Source organism: Paenibacillus sp. Z6-24 (genome assembly GCF_054161335.1).
Genome location: NZ_CP096398.1, coordinates 1,709,088 through 1,725,742 on the forward strand (window position 1 = coordinate 1,709,088; position 16,655 = coordinate 1,725,742).

The following is a 16,655-nucleotide window of genomic DNA, read 5'->3' on the forward strand; positions in this document are numbered from 1 at the left end:
CTACCTTACTATGGAAAGGAAGAAAGACTTGACCAGATACCGATTCAAAAGCATCCAGGCAAGAATGATGTGTACCGTGATGCCTATTATACTCGTTGTGCTGCTGCTGATCAGTGCAATCTCCTATGAGTTTGCCAAGCAAAAGCTGAACGAACAGATTAACAACAGCGTCAGTCACTCTTTGGATAATGTAACCGATAATATTACGAATCAGCTGTCCAGTCACTCGCTGCTCGTATCTTCATTCGCCGGTACAGCAGGACAGTTGGGGACAGATATTAATATTGGCCGCTATGTGGATATCATCAAAAAGGATGTTGAGCAAAGCGAACTGACCTATGGAATGGGTATATTTTTTGAAGCGGGGGCTTATGCTCCTGATGTGAAATATCGTTCCGCGTATGTTCATCATAAAGGGCAGCAAATTACCGAGACATATGAATACGATGATCCAACTTATGATTATTTGAACCAGCCATGGTATACGGGCACAGTAGCAGCCAAGCAAAAGATATATTACTCGGCCCCTTATCTGGATAAGACCCTCAATGTATCGATGATTACCGCAGGTCAGGGGATTTACGATCCCGATAATAAACTGATCGGTGTAGCTACCGGTGATCTGGATATGAGCAATATTCAGAATATTGTTAATCAACTGAACATAGGAATGGGGGGGACAGCTGTACTGCTGGACCGCCAGGGCAATATTTTGGCAAGCGGTAATCCCACACTGAAAGCAGGGACCTCGATGTCCAGTGCTGCAGGAGTTACATTTGAACAGCAGCTCCAGAGTAGCGATTCCGGTCAGGTGAATTTCTCCCTCGGTGGAGAAGAACAGCATTTTCTGTTCCATACAATTCAGCAGACCGGGTGGAAAATCGGAATCATACTACCCGAGGCACAGGTGCAGAAGCCAACCAATGATCTGCTGCTTCTGCTCAGTGTTATCAGTGTGATTGGGATGATCATTATACTCAGTACACTTTGGATGAACAACCGCAGCATGGTCAAGGAAGTCCGCAAGATCCGTCAGCTGAGTGATCAGATGGCACAAGGCGATTATTCGCAGGCACTGACCAGTGATCGACAAGATGAATTCGGGCAGATGTCCAACGGATTTCAGCGTGTACTTCAATCGACATCCGCTGTTATCGGTCAACTGCGCCAGGAATCCGATACGGTAAATAAAACATCAGGCCATTTGTCCGATGGTATGTCTCAGGCGGCTCATGAAGCCCAGCAAAATGTAGACCAGATGGAGAAAGTCAAACATGGGGCAGAAGTTCAGATGGTTGCTGCCTCAGAGAGCACCACAGCGATGGAAGAGATGGCAGTCGGCATTCAGCGTGTCGCCGAGTCGATACAGCAGGTATCGGAGGCTACGCAGGGAATTGATCATAAAACCCGTCAGGGCAATGCCAAGCTGGCTGAGCTGAATCAGCAGATTCATACAGCTAAGGGTGCACTGGATCAGGCTGGCATGGTCGTAAATTCTCTGAATGCACGTTCGATTCAGATTGGCGGCATTATTGATATTATTCAGGAAATCAGCGGACAGACGAAGCTGCTGGCACTCAATGCCTCGATTGAAGCGGCACGTGCAGGGGAACATGGCAAAGGATTTGCCGTAGTGGCTTCCGAAATCAGCAAACTTGCCGAAAATGTTAGTTCGTCTGCAGGACAGATTACAACACAGGTAAGCGCAATGCAGACAGAAACCCGTGCCGCTTTGCAGGGAATGCAGGAGGGAAGTCTGCAGGTGAATGAGGGGTTGCATGTTCTGGAAGAGATCGAAGCCAGATTTATCGCAATTAGCCATGATATCGAGCGGGTAGCTGATGAAGTGCAGGAAGTCTCTTCAACTTCCGAGCAAATGTCTGCCGGTTCGGAAGAAGTGAGCGCATCAATCAGCCAGCTGGCGAATATCGCTCGATCTTCTTCTATAGGTGCGACTGATGCGCTGGAGCGTTCCAAACAGCAATTGTATTCCCTGGAAGAGCTAAATCAGTCTGCACAATCCCTGAATCAGGTATCGGATGCACTGAATTCTGTCGTTTCACAGTTTAAAGTACAAGTGTCTGATAAAGTAAGCTGAAATTCAAAAATATCTTTGCACATGGTACGCACATCATCAATTTGAGAACATCTGCTAATTCTTCGCCATGCTCAGGTTGATCCCTAGTTTAGCGTGAAGTTATACGCTTCACATACAGCTAGTCGAAAAAATTGTCCTGCTTTCCGAGCAGGACAATTTTTTTCCAGTTCTGTAGATATTCCAAAGCATAATTCTATATAAAAAGTTTCATTATAATAGTGACACCACCTGTATAATCCGGTGCTACCAACCATCCCTCGCTACTTAAATTTCTACAACCACTTGATCGACACCTATGGCACGAACACTTTCATACCTATTAACGGGCTGTTCTTTTAGCATGCAGAAAAAATATGTCGTTGGTATAAAAGTGGACCTGCATATATGGATGGTTTTGAAGATGCAAGTGTTCATTAGATCTGACACTTTTGGGATACTCGAACAAGAAGATAGAAAGCATAAAAAAACCGCCGGAGATTCCGGCGGTTTTTGGTCGTTAAGATTAACGGTTGTACCACTCAACGATTTGTCTTTCATCGATGTCTTGAGTCAGTTCGGAACGCTCAGGCAGACGGATGAATTTACCTTCTGTTGCGCCTTCGTTAAACTCAACGTAAGCTACCAGATGAGTGCGGTTTTCCAGAGCTTCTTTAACAGAAGTCAGGCCACGGCTTTTTTCACGAAGACCGATTACATCGCCTGGTTTTACAGAGTAAGAAGCGATATCGACTTTTTTACCATTTACAGTCACGTGACCGTGAGCTACCAGCTGACGAGCACCTGGACGGCTGTTTGCGAAGCCGATACGGTAAACGAGGTTGTCCAGACGGCTTTCCAGCAGGAACATGAAGTTCTCACCAGCGATACCTGGAAGTTTTTGTGCTCTTTCGAACAGAGTAGCGAATTGTTTTTCACCCAGACCGTACATGAAACGCAGTTTTTGTTTTTCTTGCAACTGCATACCGTAGTTGCTCATTTTTCTGCGTTGGTTAGGACCGTGTTGTCCCGGAGGGAAAGGGCGTTTCAATTCTTTACCAGTGCCGCTCAGGGAAATACCTACGCGACGGCTTAATTTAAATTTAGGACCAGTGTAACGTGCCATTTATAGCAAGCTCCTTCGTAATTAAAGTATAGTTTTTTAATAATAATTCGGGGCTTTGGGTCTTTGATTCAAGTTGCCGCTTATGATTTGTCGTGAGGCAGGATAGAAAACCACACTACTGACAGGAATGTTCAGCCGCAGTCTTGTCAGCAATCATAAGCGTGAGGGTGAAACAACGTTACGCCCAAATCAGAATCTATCCATTCTTCATCAAGAATAAATTATATCTTGAACGCAATCATAAAGTCAATCATTTTCACGCAATAAACAACGAGTTTTTTTATGTTTTCCATGTTTGCAATTATACGTGCAATCCGCGAGGACAGCTTGTAAAATGAAAATAATTCATATTTCAAATTTACCGGCCGAATATGCCGTATCAAGAGGAGGATTTTATGCCAGACCATACAAGGAATTCGTCAGCACAGAACTGGCGCGCTGAAGCCGGGCATACCTCCTACCCCGTAGTGCCTGTCACGGATGACACATTCTGGCTGCAAAAGGCGGATATCAGTGAATCTGATTTTCTGCATATTGAGGCACTGCTTGAGGAATCTTTCAAAGACTGGTATGAACAAAATTGCTCTATTTATAAAGTCCGGCATTCAGCCTGGTTTCTGCTGAATCATGAACGCAAGTATATAGGAGGAATCGGCTTGCTGCCCGGACAGGAGTCTCTGGTCCAGCAGATAGTGAGCCATCATCATTTGCATCCGCGGACAGCGGATAATCTTTCCATGGAACAGACCGAGACGGATTCTAAGGAAGTAATCACGGTTCCGCTGTATACTCGCACGAACGGCACATTGTTCGTGCTGCTCGGCTGTATTGCTCCGACAACAGATCTGATCACAGCCGATGACCTGGAGATGCTTGCGCTGCATTACAGATCCTTGTTTTACAAACGGTTTGAATATACGTTTGTCGCGGATATGCTGAGTTCCCAGATGGTCATGGAGCGCGAGGCCCGGCGTCGTACCGTGCTGTTTCAAATTATCCAGCGCATGTATGACAAATTCGAAGTAGATGCCATCATCACGGAAATGTTTGCAATTGTGGATCAAATGTATCCGTTGGTGCGTTTTGAGCTGCTGGTATCCCAGGGAGATCAGAATCTTAATCCACGCGTCAAACCGCTTATGCTGCAATCTTTGGTGGAGGATATGCGTGTACGGGCTTTTGCTACAGGCGAGGTATCGGTAACCGTTCATCCGGGCACGGATGGAGCTTCGGATGGAATGGAGGCTGCGATTCCTCTAATGGGCAAGCAGGGCATCTATGGTGTCTTCCATGTGGTTTCGGATTATCCGCTGGAGGAAGAAGATCTGGAGCTGCTGGCTGTTATTGCCGAAGCGGCAGGTCGTACTTTTGAAAATGCGAGATTGTATGAACAGTCCCAGCTGCTCAACGAAGATCTGCGTCTGATCAACAATATTACCCAGCGGCTGAACCAGAGCCTGAAACTGGAGGAAATATTTGAATTTGCAGTGGGAGAGCTGTTGAAAGTGTTCAAGGCAGAGCATGTGATTGTGCTGTATCTGAATCCGAAAACAGATCGGTTTGAGGTGGTATCCGGGAATGTGCCTGCTCTGGAAGGCGGTTCGGTCGGCAAAGACGAAGGTTATACAGGTCTTATTTACCGGAACAGGGAGCCGATTATGATGTCCGATTACTGCAGCGATCCAGGCAATGAATCCATATTCATGAAAGCAACAGCTTCCAGCTCGATGATTGCCTCGCCGTTGATGAGCAGTGGGGAAGTGAATGGAGCCATCTATCTGGGACATCCGCAGCGCCACTATTTCTCCTATGATAATTTTAAATTGCTGCAGGTGATCACTACGCATATCGGATTGTCCGTATCCAATGCGGCTCTTCATTCGGAAGTGCAACGGATGGCAAGCCGGGATGCGCTGACCGGACTGTACCAGCGCCGGTATCTGGATGATTCCATCAGTAATTATCAGAGGGCTACCTACAGTGGATCGCTGCTGATGGTCGATATTGATAAATTCAAAGTTGTCAATGACACCTATGGACATCAGGTAGGTGATGAGATCCTCAAGCAGGTGAGCCGAATTATTCAGCGGCTTATCCGTGAAGGTGATATTGCTGCCCGATGGGGCGGCGAAGAACTCGCAGTCTATTTTCCACAGATAGATAAAAGCCGTGCCTATCATATTGCGGAAAACATCCGGGAGACGGTAAGTGCAGAAACGGATCCGCGAGTGACCGTATCCGGCGGAGTCTCCGACTGGAACTGGAAGGACAAGGATGTTAGTGTAGAATCCCTGTTTTATCGGGCTGATATGGCTTTATATCAGGCCAAGCATAATGGACGCAATCAGATTCGTATGGATGCGGATATGCGTTCCTGAGCCGGTTTCGAGCATATAAGCAGCACAGAGGGTTATCCTTAAGGGAGGGCCGGCTGTGCTTTTTTGCAGAGGACAAAAAATGGGTGCTCATGGTACACTGTTTTTTGAATAATTAACCGTTGTTCAAAAACAGTTGAAAAAGGGGACGAGACAATGCAGGATCCTAGAATAAAAGTGCTCGCCAGAAATCTGGTACAGTATTCCATTGATGTACAGCCAGGCGAGAATGTACTGGTCGAAATGATCGGCAGCGAGCGTGATCTGTTAAATGCGGTTATTCATGAGGTGGGCGCTAGAGGCGGGAATGTGTTTGTACAGCTGACCGACCGCAAGGTACAGCGTGCCATGCTGATGAATGCAACCGAGGAAGGTCTGGCAGCATGGGCTGCACTTGATCTGGAGCGCATGAAGCAGATGCAGGGTTACATCGGTATTCGTGCTGGTGATAACATCAACGATCTGGCCGACGTGCCTGAAGAGAAGATTAAAATGTACAACCGACTCTACCAGCACACGGTACATAGTGAGCAGCGTGTGAAGCATACCAAATGGGTCGTACTGCGTTATCCGAATGCGAGCATGGCACAGCTGGCCGGCATGAGTACAGAAGCTTTCGAAGACTTTTATTTTGATGTCTGCAACCTGGACTATGCCAAAATGGATAAAGCCCAGGACGCGCTGCAGGCGCTTATGGAGCGTACGGATAAAGTACGTCTGGTCGGCAAAGACACCGATCTTGCCTTTTCCATCAAGAATATTGGTGCCAAAAAGTGCTCCGGTCAGCGCAATATTCCCGATGGGGAAGTATTCAGCGCACCTGTACGCGATTCGGTCAATGGTACGATCACGTACAATACGCCGACTGTATATAACGGCATCAGCTTCGAACGGGTAACATTCCGTTTTGAGAATGGGAAGATCGTGGAAGCTTCGAGTAATGATACCGAGAAACTGAACAATATTCTGGATTCGGATGAAGGTGCTCGTTATATCGGTGAATTTGCGATTGGTTTTAATCCGCATATTCTGCATCCTATGAATGATATTCTGTTCGATGAGAAAATTGCCGGCAGTTTCCACTTCACGCCAGGACAGGCTTATGAAGAAACGGACAACGGCAACCGTTCTTCCATTCACTGGGATCTGGTATTTATTCAGCGTCCGGAATATGGTGGTGGCGAGATTTACTTCGATGATGTGTTGATCCGCAAAGATGGCATCTTCGTACTGCCGGAGCTGGAAGCGCTGAATCCCGAGAACCTGAAATAGGCAATATTCGGACAATTTGCAGCAGCTCTGCAAAATACTGTTATTCATAGCTTGATCAAATAGTCAAAAAGAGGTTATATATGGATAGGACGCCTGATAGGCGACTTCACGATATAACCTCTTTTTCTCTGAAAACGGACCTAAGAAAGAAGTTGCATAAGAAAGCGTATTCATTTATGATGTAAGGGAAAACGAGGTTTAGTGAAATTCAAAGCAAAAGTAGGAGGGTTTCCCATGGCAACCAGTAACACGAATAATGCAGCAGTAGTGGAGATTGCACAAACTGCGGGTCAGTACACTTCTTCAATCGTACTGCAATATGAGACAAAGTTCATCGATGTCAAAAGTATCCTGGGACTGTTCACTACGCTGGTAGCCAATCACGAATATGAGCTGCACGTACACGGACCGGATGAAGATGCAGCAAGAGCGGCGGTTGTCGCTGCTTTTGAAAAGCATGGTCTGAGTGTCAAACTTGCGGATAAGTAAAAAAATCAGGAGTGCTGCCGTCTACCCGACGGTGGCATTTTTGATTCTTCTGTAGATCAGACAGTTTCTTTTTATAGATCTTTCATCTGCAAACATGCAGAAAATGGAAGGATTACCGGGCAGCAGGTATAGATATTTTAAATATAAGATATTTCCGCCCGATTTACAGGGAGGTTCTTGTATTGCCCTCCAATTTCGTCTAATATTAAGAATAGCAATGGCCGAGAGTTCTTGAACATGGGGGGGAAGAACATGACTTCATCTGATTTGCAAGAGCAGTTGAATATAAAAGCATTAAATCTTCTTCAAGAAGATGCACATAAAATTGAAAAGTTGATTGAAATCCAGATGGAGAATCTAGATACCCGTTACTGTCCTCTCTATGAGGAAGTGCTGGATACCCAGGTATACGGTTTTTCCAAAGAAGTGGATTTTGCTGTACGTGCTGGTCTGGTGTCGGATCCTGTAGGCAAGCAGCTCATCAGTAATCTGGAGCGCAATTTATCCGTATTATATGAAGCGATGAATAATAAGACACAGTCTGCAGAGTAGCAGACTTGAATGACATAGAAATGCCTGTACCCGATAATGAGGTACAGGCATTTTTTGCTGCAAAAACAGGATATCGTAAGAGCAGGATACATACTATCGATCTGCCGTATTATCAAATTGTGTTTCGAACGGCAAAAGACCTCATTCGCTGGCTGTGCGGAGAAGCGGATGAGGTCCATATTGCTAGCGTAACTGTATGTTCTAGACGAGATAGAAGGATACACCAAGAATGATGTAGACGACGAGCAGCAGGGTACCTTCATACCAGTTGGTCGAACCGTCCTGAATAATCGACTTGGCAATAAAGACCGATACCATAATGGCTACCAGCTCGAGTGTCGTGAAGACGATATCCATCGTATTGCCCAGGAAGAAGCTTATAAAGATCAGCACAGGCGCTACGAACAGAGCAATCTGGAGGCTGCTGCCGACTGCGATTTCAACAGAAGCACCGATTTTGTTTTTCATGGCGAGCATGATCGCTGCACTGTGTTCAGCTGCATTACCGATGATGGCAACAACAAATGCACCGACGAACAGTTCACTGAAGCCAAAGTCTTCGGTAAAGGTCTCCAGTGTGCCGACCAGCCACTCACTGACAAATGCCGTCATCACGGTGGCGATAACGAGATAGAGAATGGATCTGCCTTTGCTCCAGTCCGGTGATTCGTGTTCATCTCCGCCTTCACTGGCTACATCTGCGAGATAAGCCTTGTGAGTGAACATGGAGAAGAACAGCCAGGCGATATAGGACAGGATCAGCAGCCCGGCGACAATGAGACTGAGGGTATCTACCTCGGTGCTGGTGATCGAGTGGGTGTTCAAGAACAGCGCCGGTACGAACAGCGCGATCACTGCCACAATCATCAGCGAACCATTCATGCCGGCGAGGGAGATGTTGAAATTCTGGACTTTGAACTTCACTCCGCCTGCGAAAATACTGAGACCGAGTACCAGCAGCAGGTTCCCGATAATGGAACCGGTCAGACTAGCTTTGACCATATCATACAACCCTTCGCGCAGCAGCATGATTGCGATGATCAGTTCTGCCGCATTACCGAATGTGGCATTCAGGAAGCCGCCCAGCCTCTGTCCTGCATAGTGTGCCACATTCTCTGTTGCACGTCCGAGGAATCCGGCTACCAGTATAACGGCGATCGCCGATACGATAAACTGGAGAATCGGATTCAGATGGGCATAATGAGCGACTGCACTGAATACGAAGAAAATAATAAGCAGAATGGTTGATAGATTTTTTTTCATTGTGCCACCTCACTTTTGAATGGATTTCTGGTTGGGTTTCTACATACTGCTGATGCTTCCGGGAAAAAGGAATAACAGGATGAACAAGGCTGCAGCACAATCTTCCTTATTCATTAACCAATCATTTGTCTAATATGATAGGGACCGATTGCCGCCATATCGGTCTGTGTACAGGAAGAACATCATATCAACTATGTAAATTCTTTAACAATATAACCAAAATAATTGCAAATGTAAACGAAAGTGAACGAACGTTTCAGAACCGCAAACAGCGGGTATAAATATTGTTTTTGAATATCTGGGCAATATGCAATAAAATAGAGAGGTAAACAATATGGTTAGTTGCATCCATACCGTGATACTGCGAACAGGGATGCAAGCTTTGGAGGAGGATGGACATGACCGAATCATTACAGTTGGAGATGGGCACAATCAAAATTGCCGATGACGTCGTATCAAAAGTGGCGGGCATGGCCGCATTGGAGACACCAGGCATCGCTGCTATGTCCGGCGGGTTATCCGAAGGATTCGCCAAACGTCTGAGCGGTAAAAATGTGCAAAAAGGGGTAACAGTTGAAGTCGGACAAAGTGAAGCTGCGATTGATCTGCGGATTATTGTACTGTACGAGACTCCCATTCATGAGGTATGTCGTATGCTCCAGCAAAATGTGCGTGAAGCAGTAGAGAACCTGACCGGTCTCAAAGTGGTTGAAGTGAATGTCAAAGTAGAAGGCGTAGCTTTCAAGGATGACATGATCGATACCGAGCCGCCAGTTCGTTCCAGATCATAACAGACCATACAACAGCATACCACGATTGCACATACAAAAACGGCGGGGAACTCCCGCCGTTTTTTATATTGCTATTCGTTTGTTATTTCATGCGCATGGAGACGGATTGGCGGCGTGTATAGCCATTGCCGGACTCCTGCTTTTCAGCAAGTGCACGGTTGGTCTCACGCGAGATACTGAGCATAATGCCCATACTTAGCATCATGATTACGAGTGATGTACCGCCATAGCTGATAAATGGCAGTGGTACACCGGTCAGCGGGATCGTCTTGGTAACGCCGCCGATATTGATAAAGGCCTGGATCGCAAATAGCCCCATAATGCCAACACCGGCCAGCGTACCGAAAATGTCCGGACACCTCAACGAAATGACAATGCCTCGCCAGATGAAATAGGCATACACGAGCAGGAACAGCACCGTGCCGATCAATCCAAATTCCTCACCGATAATGGCAAAAATAAAGTCATTATATGGATTGGGCAGATAATGCAGCTTTTGGATACTTTTACCGAAGCCGGCACCGGTCACACCGCCTTCGCCGATCGCGATCAGGGACTGAATCATGTTATAACCACCGCCCTTTTCATCCTTGAAGGGGTCAATGTAAGCCTGAATCCGGTCAGCTCTGTAATTGCCCTGGGTAGGCTCATCTTTGTCAAACAGGGAGTTAACACCGAATACGATGGCCGCTCCCAGCGCAAGCAGCATGACAGACGCCAGAATATGCTTCATGCTGGCTCCGCCCACATAAATGATCAGTCCGGCTGTTGCCACCAGAATCATACAGGAACCAAGGTCAGGCTGCAGCATGATCAGTCCGGCGACCAGTCCGACAATCAGCATCACCGGAATGTAGCCGGTACGCAGATCTCGCAGCCGGTCTCCTTTTTTGGCAATCAGTGCCGAGAGGTAAAGGATAACGGCCAGCTTGGCAAATTCCGCTGGCTGAATGGAAGCACCGCCGGGAAGACGAATCCAGCTTCGGGCACCGTTCAAATGAACGCCAAAAACCAGAACGGCCAGCAGCAGCACAAGTGTCACAAGAAAAAATGGAGCAAACCATTTTTTGTATTTGCTGTAGTGGGCCTTCATGGCAAAAAACATCGCTATGGTACCAATAATGGCATACATAATATGACGCTTCGTAAAGTACAATGCATCATTATTATAATTGGCATTGGTTAGTGCAAGACTTGAACTGGCACTAAATACCATCAGGATCCCAAAGCCGATCAGGACAAAAGTAAGTACGAGCAGCTGAAAATCCGGTGCGCCCTTTTTGATCACCTTGGGAGGTGTCTGTGCAGGTCTCGGCATGTTGCGCACATTGGAATTTTTGGAACGGTAACGGTCTGCAATACTCTGGTTGGTAGAAGATCTCGATGTAGTTTGTCTTATTTTATTCATTCATGTATCCCCGGTAATGGAACGGATATGTACAAATCTGCAGCACGGTTGTCTGTGTTCAGACGAATTTTCATCATGCACAAATCCTCCTTTGAAATAAAAGCACTCAATTATGTTAAGTTTATCTTTCATGATAGTACGTTTTAAAAGCAGGTGCAAGCTTTTGCTCGTTTTTGGAAGAGTGTGGATAAATCTATTTTACAAACCACCCTTTTTGCTTCAAAATAATGCCTAACCAACTATTTAACCTGCATGATGCAATTGAAGCATATATATGGCCAAATGAGAACCAATTCATTATAAAGGGAAAGGATGGAGTTGAAGATGGGGGATTACAATTGGAAAGCATTATATCCGGAGATGGTAGAATGGCGGCGGCATCTTCATCAGCATCCGGAACTATCCTATCAGGAACATCAGACGATGAAATTTATCGCGGAGCGGTTGCGTTCTTTTGGCGTAGAGACACAGGCTGGTGTAGGAGATACCGGGGTAGTAGGAATTATCCGGGGCAGTCTGCCGGGCCGTACCGTAGCGCTGCGTGCCGATATGGACGCTCTTCCGGTCCAGGATGAGAAAGATTGCGAGTATGCTTCACAGGTTCCTGGTGTGATGCATGCCTGTGGTCATGATGGTCATATATCGGGTCTGCTGGCGGTCGCTCGCTATTTTAGCGAACAGCGGGACCAACTGCGCGGTGAAGTGCGTCTGATCTTCCAGCCGGGAGAAGAGGTCTGTCCCGGCGGTGCACTCAAAATGATTGAAGCAGGCGCTCTGGAAGGTGTGGATGCGATCTATGGGGTTCATCTGTGGACTCCATTTGCCGCGGGTACACTGGCGAGCGCTCCAGGGCCGGTTATGGCTTCTACCGATGAATTCTTTATCGATATTACCGGCAAGGGTGGTCACGGCGGTATTCCGCATGTAACCGTAGACAGTCTGCTGACCGGCGCCCAGCTGGTTGTCCAGCTGCAGTCCATTATCAGCCGCAATGTGAATCCGCTTCATCCGGCGGTATTGACGGTAGGAACGTTCCAGAGCGGCACGGCGCAAAATATCATCGCAGAGAACTGCCGGATTACCGGAACCGTACGTACATTTGATGAAGAGACACGAACGCTGATCCGTCAGCGGATTGACGAGGTGAGCCGTCAGCTGTGCGAACTGAATGGTGCGACAGTAGATATTGAGTATATGATGGGGTATCCGACACTGGTAAATCATACGGGTGAGACGGACCGCTTTTTCCGTGTAGCTGGCGAGTTGTTTGGTCGGGAACAGGTATTCCAGACGCCGCCGATGATGCCGGCAGAGGATTTTGCCTATTATGTACAGAAGGTACCGGGCTGCTTTATCTTCGTCGGAGCGGGCAATAAGCACAGCGGGGCCACTTATCCGCATCACCATGCCCAATTTGATATCGATGAATCCTCCATGCTGAATGCCGCACGGATTCTGACAGCGATGGCTGAAGATTTTCTGAACGAACCGAAAAAGGAATTGTGCTAACTCGCTTATGGCAGAATCCGTAACATGCTGTCCATCGATTTTGGAAAAAGACTTCTAATCTGCCAATTCCTTATGATATGATGAGGAGGACAGCACGTATGATGAACACGTACTGTTGCTGTCCATTATATACAGGAATGGGATGAACTTCATGAGCGTAACCGAGACCAGAACGGTTGATATGGCCGAAGTCTTGACATGCGCCTATGATTTGGGCGATATGATCAACAATTCTATCGAAGTCGCGAATTATCTATATTGGAAAGAACGGATGCAGATTCATCCGGAAGTACAGCGCTTGGTGATCAAGCTGAACAGTAAGAAGGAGCTTTTCGAGGAAACCCAGCGTTTTGGTCATTTCCATCCGAACTATCATGCAGCGATGCAGGAAGTCGAAGCGGTACAGGAGGAAATGCAGCGTATTGAGGAAGTTCGCAGATTCACTGAAGCTGAGAGCAACCTGGATCGCATGCTGTATGAGATGTCGGAGATGATCGCACATTCGGTTTCCGAGACAATCAAGGTTCCAAGTAATGATCCTTTACCAAAAGGAGGCGGATGCGGCAGTGGAGGCTCATGTGGATGCGGCGGATAACAATCCGCGCCAGGAACAGGAACAAGCCATTTTTCCGGAACGGACAGGATATATTATCTGGGTCAGTGATGTAAAAGCGGCTCGCAATCTTGAAAAATACGGTTGTATACATTATATTTCACGCCGTATGCAGTATGTAGTCATGTATATGAACTCCGAGAAAACGGATGATATATTAAAAAATATGCGCAGACTGCCTTATGTACGCAAGATCGAACGTTCTTACCGGAATGAAATAAAGACCGAATACAGCAAAAATGTACCGGATCAGACGCAGTTCTACGGTATTTGATTCAGCAGCTTATAAATAATGGAGATGCAGGCAGTACTCTTTTGAAGGGTGCTGCAGCAGATCCAATCGGAATATAGCAGCGGCCAGCAGGTCGCTTTTTTTATTCTTTTTTAGAAAGCGGTTTCATAAATAGGTGAAAATTGGTATAAAATAGTAAAATATATCATATAATTTTTAACTTTTTGACTTTATGGGTTAAAAGAGAGTAGGGAACTGTCGATATACTTTGTAGTGGGACTCAAGAACTGTAGAAGTAGTACAGTTGGTTAATTAATATGATAAAAATGACACTGTATCTTAGTCTGGGCCGTAAAACAATATATCAATTGGTAGCTTTCTCGCCCTTTTATAGGTCTTTAGATTTATAATATGACAATCAATAGGCATTAATACTTAGGCGGAAAGACCTGTGAAGATGGGGAGTGAATAATTATAATGAGAGACAAAGTAATGGAGCGCTGGAGTACTTATGAACCATTTCATGTTGCACTGGGTGAGAAGAAAGTAGCAGATGTGGTAATTACCCATCATGCTATCAGCCGTTATAATGACCGAATCGCCAAAGCAGATACTCCTACAGAGGATATCGCTGCCTTTATATGGGATAGTCTAAAGCAGGATCGCATCATCTCCTACTATCGCAAGGAAGAGGATGTGTATCTGATTGATGAAGATGTGGTCGTTGTTGCGGAATTTGCTGAACTGCCCGGTGAGTTTGATCTTGCAGGCAATCCGCTTCACAAAATGATCGTTGTTACCTTCCTCGGCAAGATGTCCGAAACGATCGAGCTCCGTGATCTGAAGTCTTATTATTCATGGTTGAGACACTCTCGCCGCATGACACTCATCAAAAATAGCCGCAAACGCAAATAACAGCATTTTACAGGTACATTCAAGCAATGGCCCACATGCCGCTCCCGAGCGGATCAGCGGGCTGCCCATAAAGGTACGGACTCCAGGAGCCTGTAATCGCAGGCTCCTTTGTTGTAGGCTTTTTTTGAGGTACAATAGAGTACGACCAAGGAGGGGAACGGCATTGGCTTTTAACTTTCATCAGTTACATATATTTTATACGGTGGCCGAGCGGGGAAGCTTCTCGGCAGCAGCCCAGGCGCTGTATATGACCCAGCCTGCAGTGACTATGCAGGTACAATCACTGGAGGAACATTTCGGAACCAAACTGTTTAACCGTACGACCAAACGAATCGAGCTGTCTGAAGCAGGGCATGCGCTTATGCCTTTTGCTCGCCGGGGGATTGAGCTGATGCGGGAGACCGATGCGGCGATGTCCCGTTTTACCGACAATATGGCTGGAAGGCTGCTGTTGGGCGCCAGCAATACGATTGGCGAATATGTACTGCCCCGGCTGCTCGTACCGCTCGGCCAGCGCTATCCCGATATGAAAATTATGCTTAAAGTGATGAATACGACGCAGATTTTGGAGGAGATCAGCCGCAATCAGCTGGACTTTGGTCTAATTGAGGCGCCGGTGGAGCATCCGGATATGACAATCAAGCCGGTGATGCAAGATGAACTGAAGCTAATTGTGCCTGCCGGACATCCGCTGGAGAGCCTGGAGAAGATTACGCTGGAGGATGTGCTGAATTATTCGTTTGTGCTGCGGGAGAAAGGATCGGGTACAAGACAGGTGATGGAGGAAGAATTTATTCGTCATCATACGGATCTGGATCGCATCAATACCGTAATGGAACTGGGCAGTACTGGAGCCGTTAAATCAGCCGTAGAAGCCGGTCTTGGCATTACAATTCTGTCTCCGTCTTCGGTCAAGCATGAAGTGGCACTTGGTCTGCTCAAGGTGCTGGATATTGAGGGTGTATCTTTTCAGAGACAGTTCTACTCGATTCATCTCAAATCAACGCTGCTGAGCATACCATCGGTTGCCTTTTTGCAGTTTTTGCAGGAATATTCACTAACCTAAATGATAGTTAAAAAATTTACAGGCAGGAGTGAGATCATATGAATCATACAGATTCTGTATATCTGGGCTATGCCGATCTGCACAGCCATACACAGGCTTCGGACGGAATGAATACCCCGGCTGAAAATGTGCAGCTGGCTGCGGAAGCCGGGCTGACCGCACTCGCCGTTACCGATCATGATACCGTAGCCGGTGTCGCGGAAGCACTGGCAGCCGGGGAGCAGCATGGAGTGACCATTGTTCCCGGGGTGGAAATCAGTACAATGGAAGACGGCAAGGATATTCATATTCTCGGCTATTATATGAACATCGAAGATGCTGTTTTTCTGGACAGGCTGGCCGGGCTTCGCCGGATCAGGGATGCGCGCAACGAGATGATTCTGGCAAAACTGCGTGAACTTGGAATTGAAATTACGATGGATGATGTATTAAAGCAGCTGGGGCGCGAACTGCTGCCGGATGAGAGCATTGGACGACCTCACATGGCTGATACGCTCGTAGCCAAAGGATACGCCGAAGACATGCGTGATGCGTTCAACAAATATCTGGCTCAGGATGCAGCCGCCTATGTATCCCCGCCGCGTATTCGGCCGCACGAAGCAGCGCAGTGGATTATTGAGGCTGGCGGTGTACCGGTCATGGCCCATCCGGGAATTTATAAAGACGATAATCTCGTCACCCGTATACTCGATGAGAGCGAACTCGCCGGACTGGAAGTGTATCACTCGGACCATTCTTCCGAAGATGAACAGCGTTATTTGAGGCTGGCAGAGCAGCGCTCGTTAATCGTTACCGGGGGTTCGGATTATCACGGTGAGCGTCAGGGCAAGGTCTTTCACGGTCCGCTCGGTGGCAAACGAGTGCCGGCAGATGTGCTGACCCAGCTGCTTGAGCGGGCTTCGAGCCAGGTATAGAACTGCAGATCAATAAACATACACCTATACGGCAACGTGGCAAATACATGTACGCA

Annotated in this window: 15 protein-coding genes; 12 read left to right on the top strand and 3 right to left on the bottom strand. The window is 47.0% G+C overall.

The genetic code is table 11. The annotated features are described in order from the left end of the window. Positions 1–28 precede the first annotated feature (28 nt). A complete protein-coding gene (locus M1D61_RS07465; RefSeq protein WP_458121796.1) occupies positions 29–2,098 on the top strand; it encodes a methyl-accepting chemotaxis protein in 2,070 nt (689 codons plus the stop codon). 502 nt (positions 2,099–2,600) lie between these two features. On the opposite strand, the gene rpsD is transcribed toward M1D61_RS07465, so the two are convergent. Then, positions 2,601–3,200 (bottom strand): 30S ribosomal protein S4, encoded by a 600-nt coding sequence (gene rpsD / locus M1D61_RS07470; protein WP_046214839.1) that lies wholly within the window; start codon positions 3,198–3,200, stop codon positions 2,601–2,603. A gap of 395 nt (positions 3,201–3,595) precedes the next feature. On the opposite strand from rpsD, the gene M1D61_RS07475 reads away from it, so the two are divergent. The 4 genes from M1D61_RS07475 to M1D61_RS07490 all read left to right on the top strand — a co-directional run bounded on the left by M1D61_RS07475 (position 3,596) and on the right by M1D61_RS07490 (position 7,888). Beyond that, positions 3,596–5,578 carry a sensor domain-containing diguanylate cyclase gene (locus M1D61_RS07475; RefSeq protein WP_458121797.1) on the top strand — a complete coding sequence of 661 codons (1,983 nt, stop codon included), beginning with the start codon at positions 3,596–3,598 and terminating at the stop codon, positions 5,576–5,578. A gap of 153 nt (positions 5,579–5,731) precedes the next feature. After that, a complete protein-coding gene (locus M1D61_RS07480) occupies positions 5,732–6,847 on the top strand; it encodes an aminopeptidase (protein WP_458121798.1) in 1,116 nt (371 codons plus the stop codon). A gap of 234 nt (positions 6,848–7,081) precedes the next feature. After that, positions 7,082–7,336, top strand: a complete 255-nt coding sequence (locus tag M1D61_RS07485) for an HPr family phosphocarrier protein (RefSeq protein WP_458121799.1) — start codon at positions 7,082–7,084, stop codon at positions 7,334–7,336. Between the two features lie 252 nt (positions 7,337–7,588). After that, complete coding sequence (locus M1D61_RS07490; protein WP_017814671.1) at positions 7,589–7,888, top strand: YlaN family protein; 300 nt, start codon at positions 7,589–7,591, stop codon at positions 7,886–7,888. 201 nt (positions 7,889–8,089) lie between these two features. Here M1D61_RS07490 and cax read toward each other — a convergent pair whose 3' ends face one another. Beyond that, a complete protein-coding gene (gene cax / locus M1D61_RS07495) occupies positions 8,090–9,151 on the bottom strand; it encodes a calcium/proton exchanger (RefSeq protein WP_458121800.1) in 1,062 nt (353 codons plus the stop codon). A 398-nt stretch (positions 9,152–9,549) separates the two neighbouring features. On the opposite strand from cax, the gene M1D61_RS07500 reads away from it, so the two are divergent. Continuing rightward, entirely contained in the window at positions 9,550–9,942 is a 393-nt protein-coding gene (locus M1D61_RS07500) for an Asp23/Gls24 family envelope stress response protein (protein WP_458121801.1), read from the top strand. 82 nt (positions 9,943–10,024) lie between these two features. Here the strand turns inward: M1D61_RS07500 and ftsW are convergent, their stop codons facing one another. Further along, on the bottom strand, positions 10,025–11,260 hold the full coding sequence (ftsW, locus tag M1D61_RS07505) for a putative lipid II flippase FtsW (protein ID WP_458122435.1): 1,236 nt from the start codon (positions 11,258–11,260) through the stop codon (positions 10,025–10,027). Positions 11,261–11,674: 414 nt separating this feature from the next. Between ftsW and M1D61_RS07510 the strand changes: the two genes are divergently transcribed. The 6 genes from M1D61_RS07510 to M1D61_RS07535 all read left to right on the top strand — a co-directional run bounded on the left by M1D61_RS07510 (position 11,675) and on the right by M1D61_RS07535 (position 16,599). Beyond that, a complete protein-coding gene (locus M1D61_RS07510; RefSeq protein WP_458121802.1) occupies positions 11,675–12,859 on the top strand; it encodes a M20 metallopeptidase family protein in 1,185 nt (394 codons plus the stop codon). Between the two features lie 151 nt (positions 12,860–13,010). After that, the gene (locus tag M1D61_RS07515) at positions 13,011–13,454 is read left to right on the top strand and encodes a YlbF family regulator (RefSeq protein WP_458121803.1); all 444 of its coding nucleotides are present in this window, start codon (positions 13,011–13,013) and stop codon (positions 13,452–13,454) included. A gap of 28 nt (positions 13,455–13,482) precedes the next feature. After that, positions 13,483–13,746 carry a YlbG family protein gene (locus tag M1D61_RS07520; protein WP_458122436.1) on the top strand — a complete coding sequence of 88 codons (264 nt, stop codon included), beginning with the start codon at positions 13,483–13,485 and terminating at the stop codon, positions 13,744–13,746. Positions 13,747–14,181: 435 nt separating this feature from the next. Continuing rightward, on the top strand, positions 14,182–14,619 hold the full coding sequence (locus M1D61_RS07525; protein WP_458121804.1) for a hypothetical protein: 438 nt from the start codon (positions 14,182–14,184) through the stop codon (positions 14,617–14,619). Positions 14,620–14,782: 163 nt separating this feature from the next. Continuing rightward, a complete protein-coding gene (locus M1D61_RS07530) occupies positions 14,783–15,685 on the top strand; it encodes a selenium metabolism-associated LysR family transcriptional regulator (RefSeq protein ID WP_458121805.1) in 903 nt (300 codons plus the stop codon). A 38-nt stretch (positions 15,686–15,723) separates the two neighbouring features. Further along, positions 15,724–16,599 carry a PHP domain-containing protein gene (locus M1D61_RS07535; protein ID WP_458121806.1) on the top strand — a complete coding sequence of 292 codons (876 nt, stop codon included), beginning with the start codon at positions 15,724–15,726 and terminating at the stop codon, positions 16,597–16,599. The last annotated feature ends 56 nt before the right edge of the window (positions 16,600–16,655 follow it).

Bases quoted from the DNA above. Each gene is read 5' to 3' on its own strand.
- M1D61_RS07525 (WP_458121804.1), top strand. From the start codon at position 14,182: ATGAGAGACAAAGTAATGGAGCGCTGGAGTACTTATGAACCATTTCAT.
- cax (WP_458121800.1), bottom strand. From the start codon at position 9,151: ATGAAAAAAAATCTATCAACCATTCTGCTTATTATTTTCTTCGTATTC.
- M1D61_RS07500 (WP_458121801.1), top strand. From the start codon at position 9,550: ATGACCGAATCATTACAGTTGGAGATGGGCACAATCAAAATTGCCGAT.
- M1D61_RS07475 (WP_458121797.1), top strand. From the start codon at position 3,596: ATGCCAGACCATACAAGGAATTCGTCAGCACAGAACTGGCGCGCTGAA.
- M1D61_RS07480 (WP_458121798.1), top strand. From the start codon at position 5,732: ATGCAGGATCCTAGAATAAAAGTGCTCGCCAGAAATCTGGTACAGTAT.
- M1D61_RS07515 (WP_458121803.1), top strand. From the start codon at position 13,011: ATGAGCGTAACCGAGACCAGAACGGTTGATATGGCCGAAGTCTTGACA.
- ftsW (WP_458122435.1), bottom strand. From the start codon at position 11,260: ATGCCGAGACCTGCACAGACACCTCCCAAGGTGATCAAAAAGGGCGCA.
- M1D61_RS07535 (WP_458121806.1), top strand. From the start codon at position 15,724: ATGAATCATACAGATTCTGTATATCTGGGCTATGCCGATCTGCACAGC.
- M1D61_RS07490 (WP_017814671.1), top strand. From the start codon at position 7,589: ATGACTTCATCTGATTTGCAAGAGCAGTTGAATATAAAAGCATTAAAT.
- M1D61_RS07510 (WP_458121802.1), top strand. From the start codon at position 11,675: ATGGGGGATTACAATTGGAAAGCATTATATCCGGAGATGGTAGAATGG.
- rpsD (WP_046214839.1), bottom strand. From the start codon at position 3,200: ATGGCACGTTACACTGGTCCTAAATTTAAATTAAGCCGTCGCGTAGGT.
- M1D61_RS07485 (WP_458121799.1), top strand. From the start codon at position 7,082: ATGGCAACCAGTAACACGAATAATGCAGCAGTAGTGGAGATTGCACAA.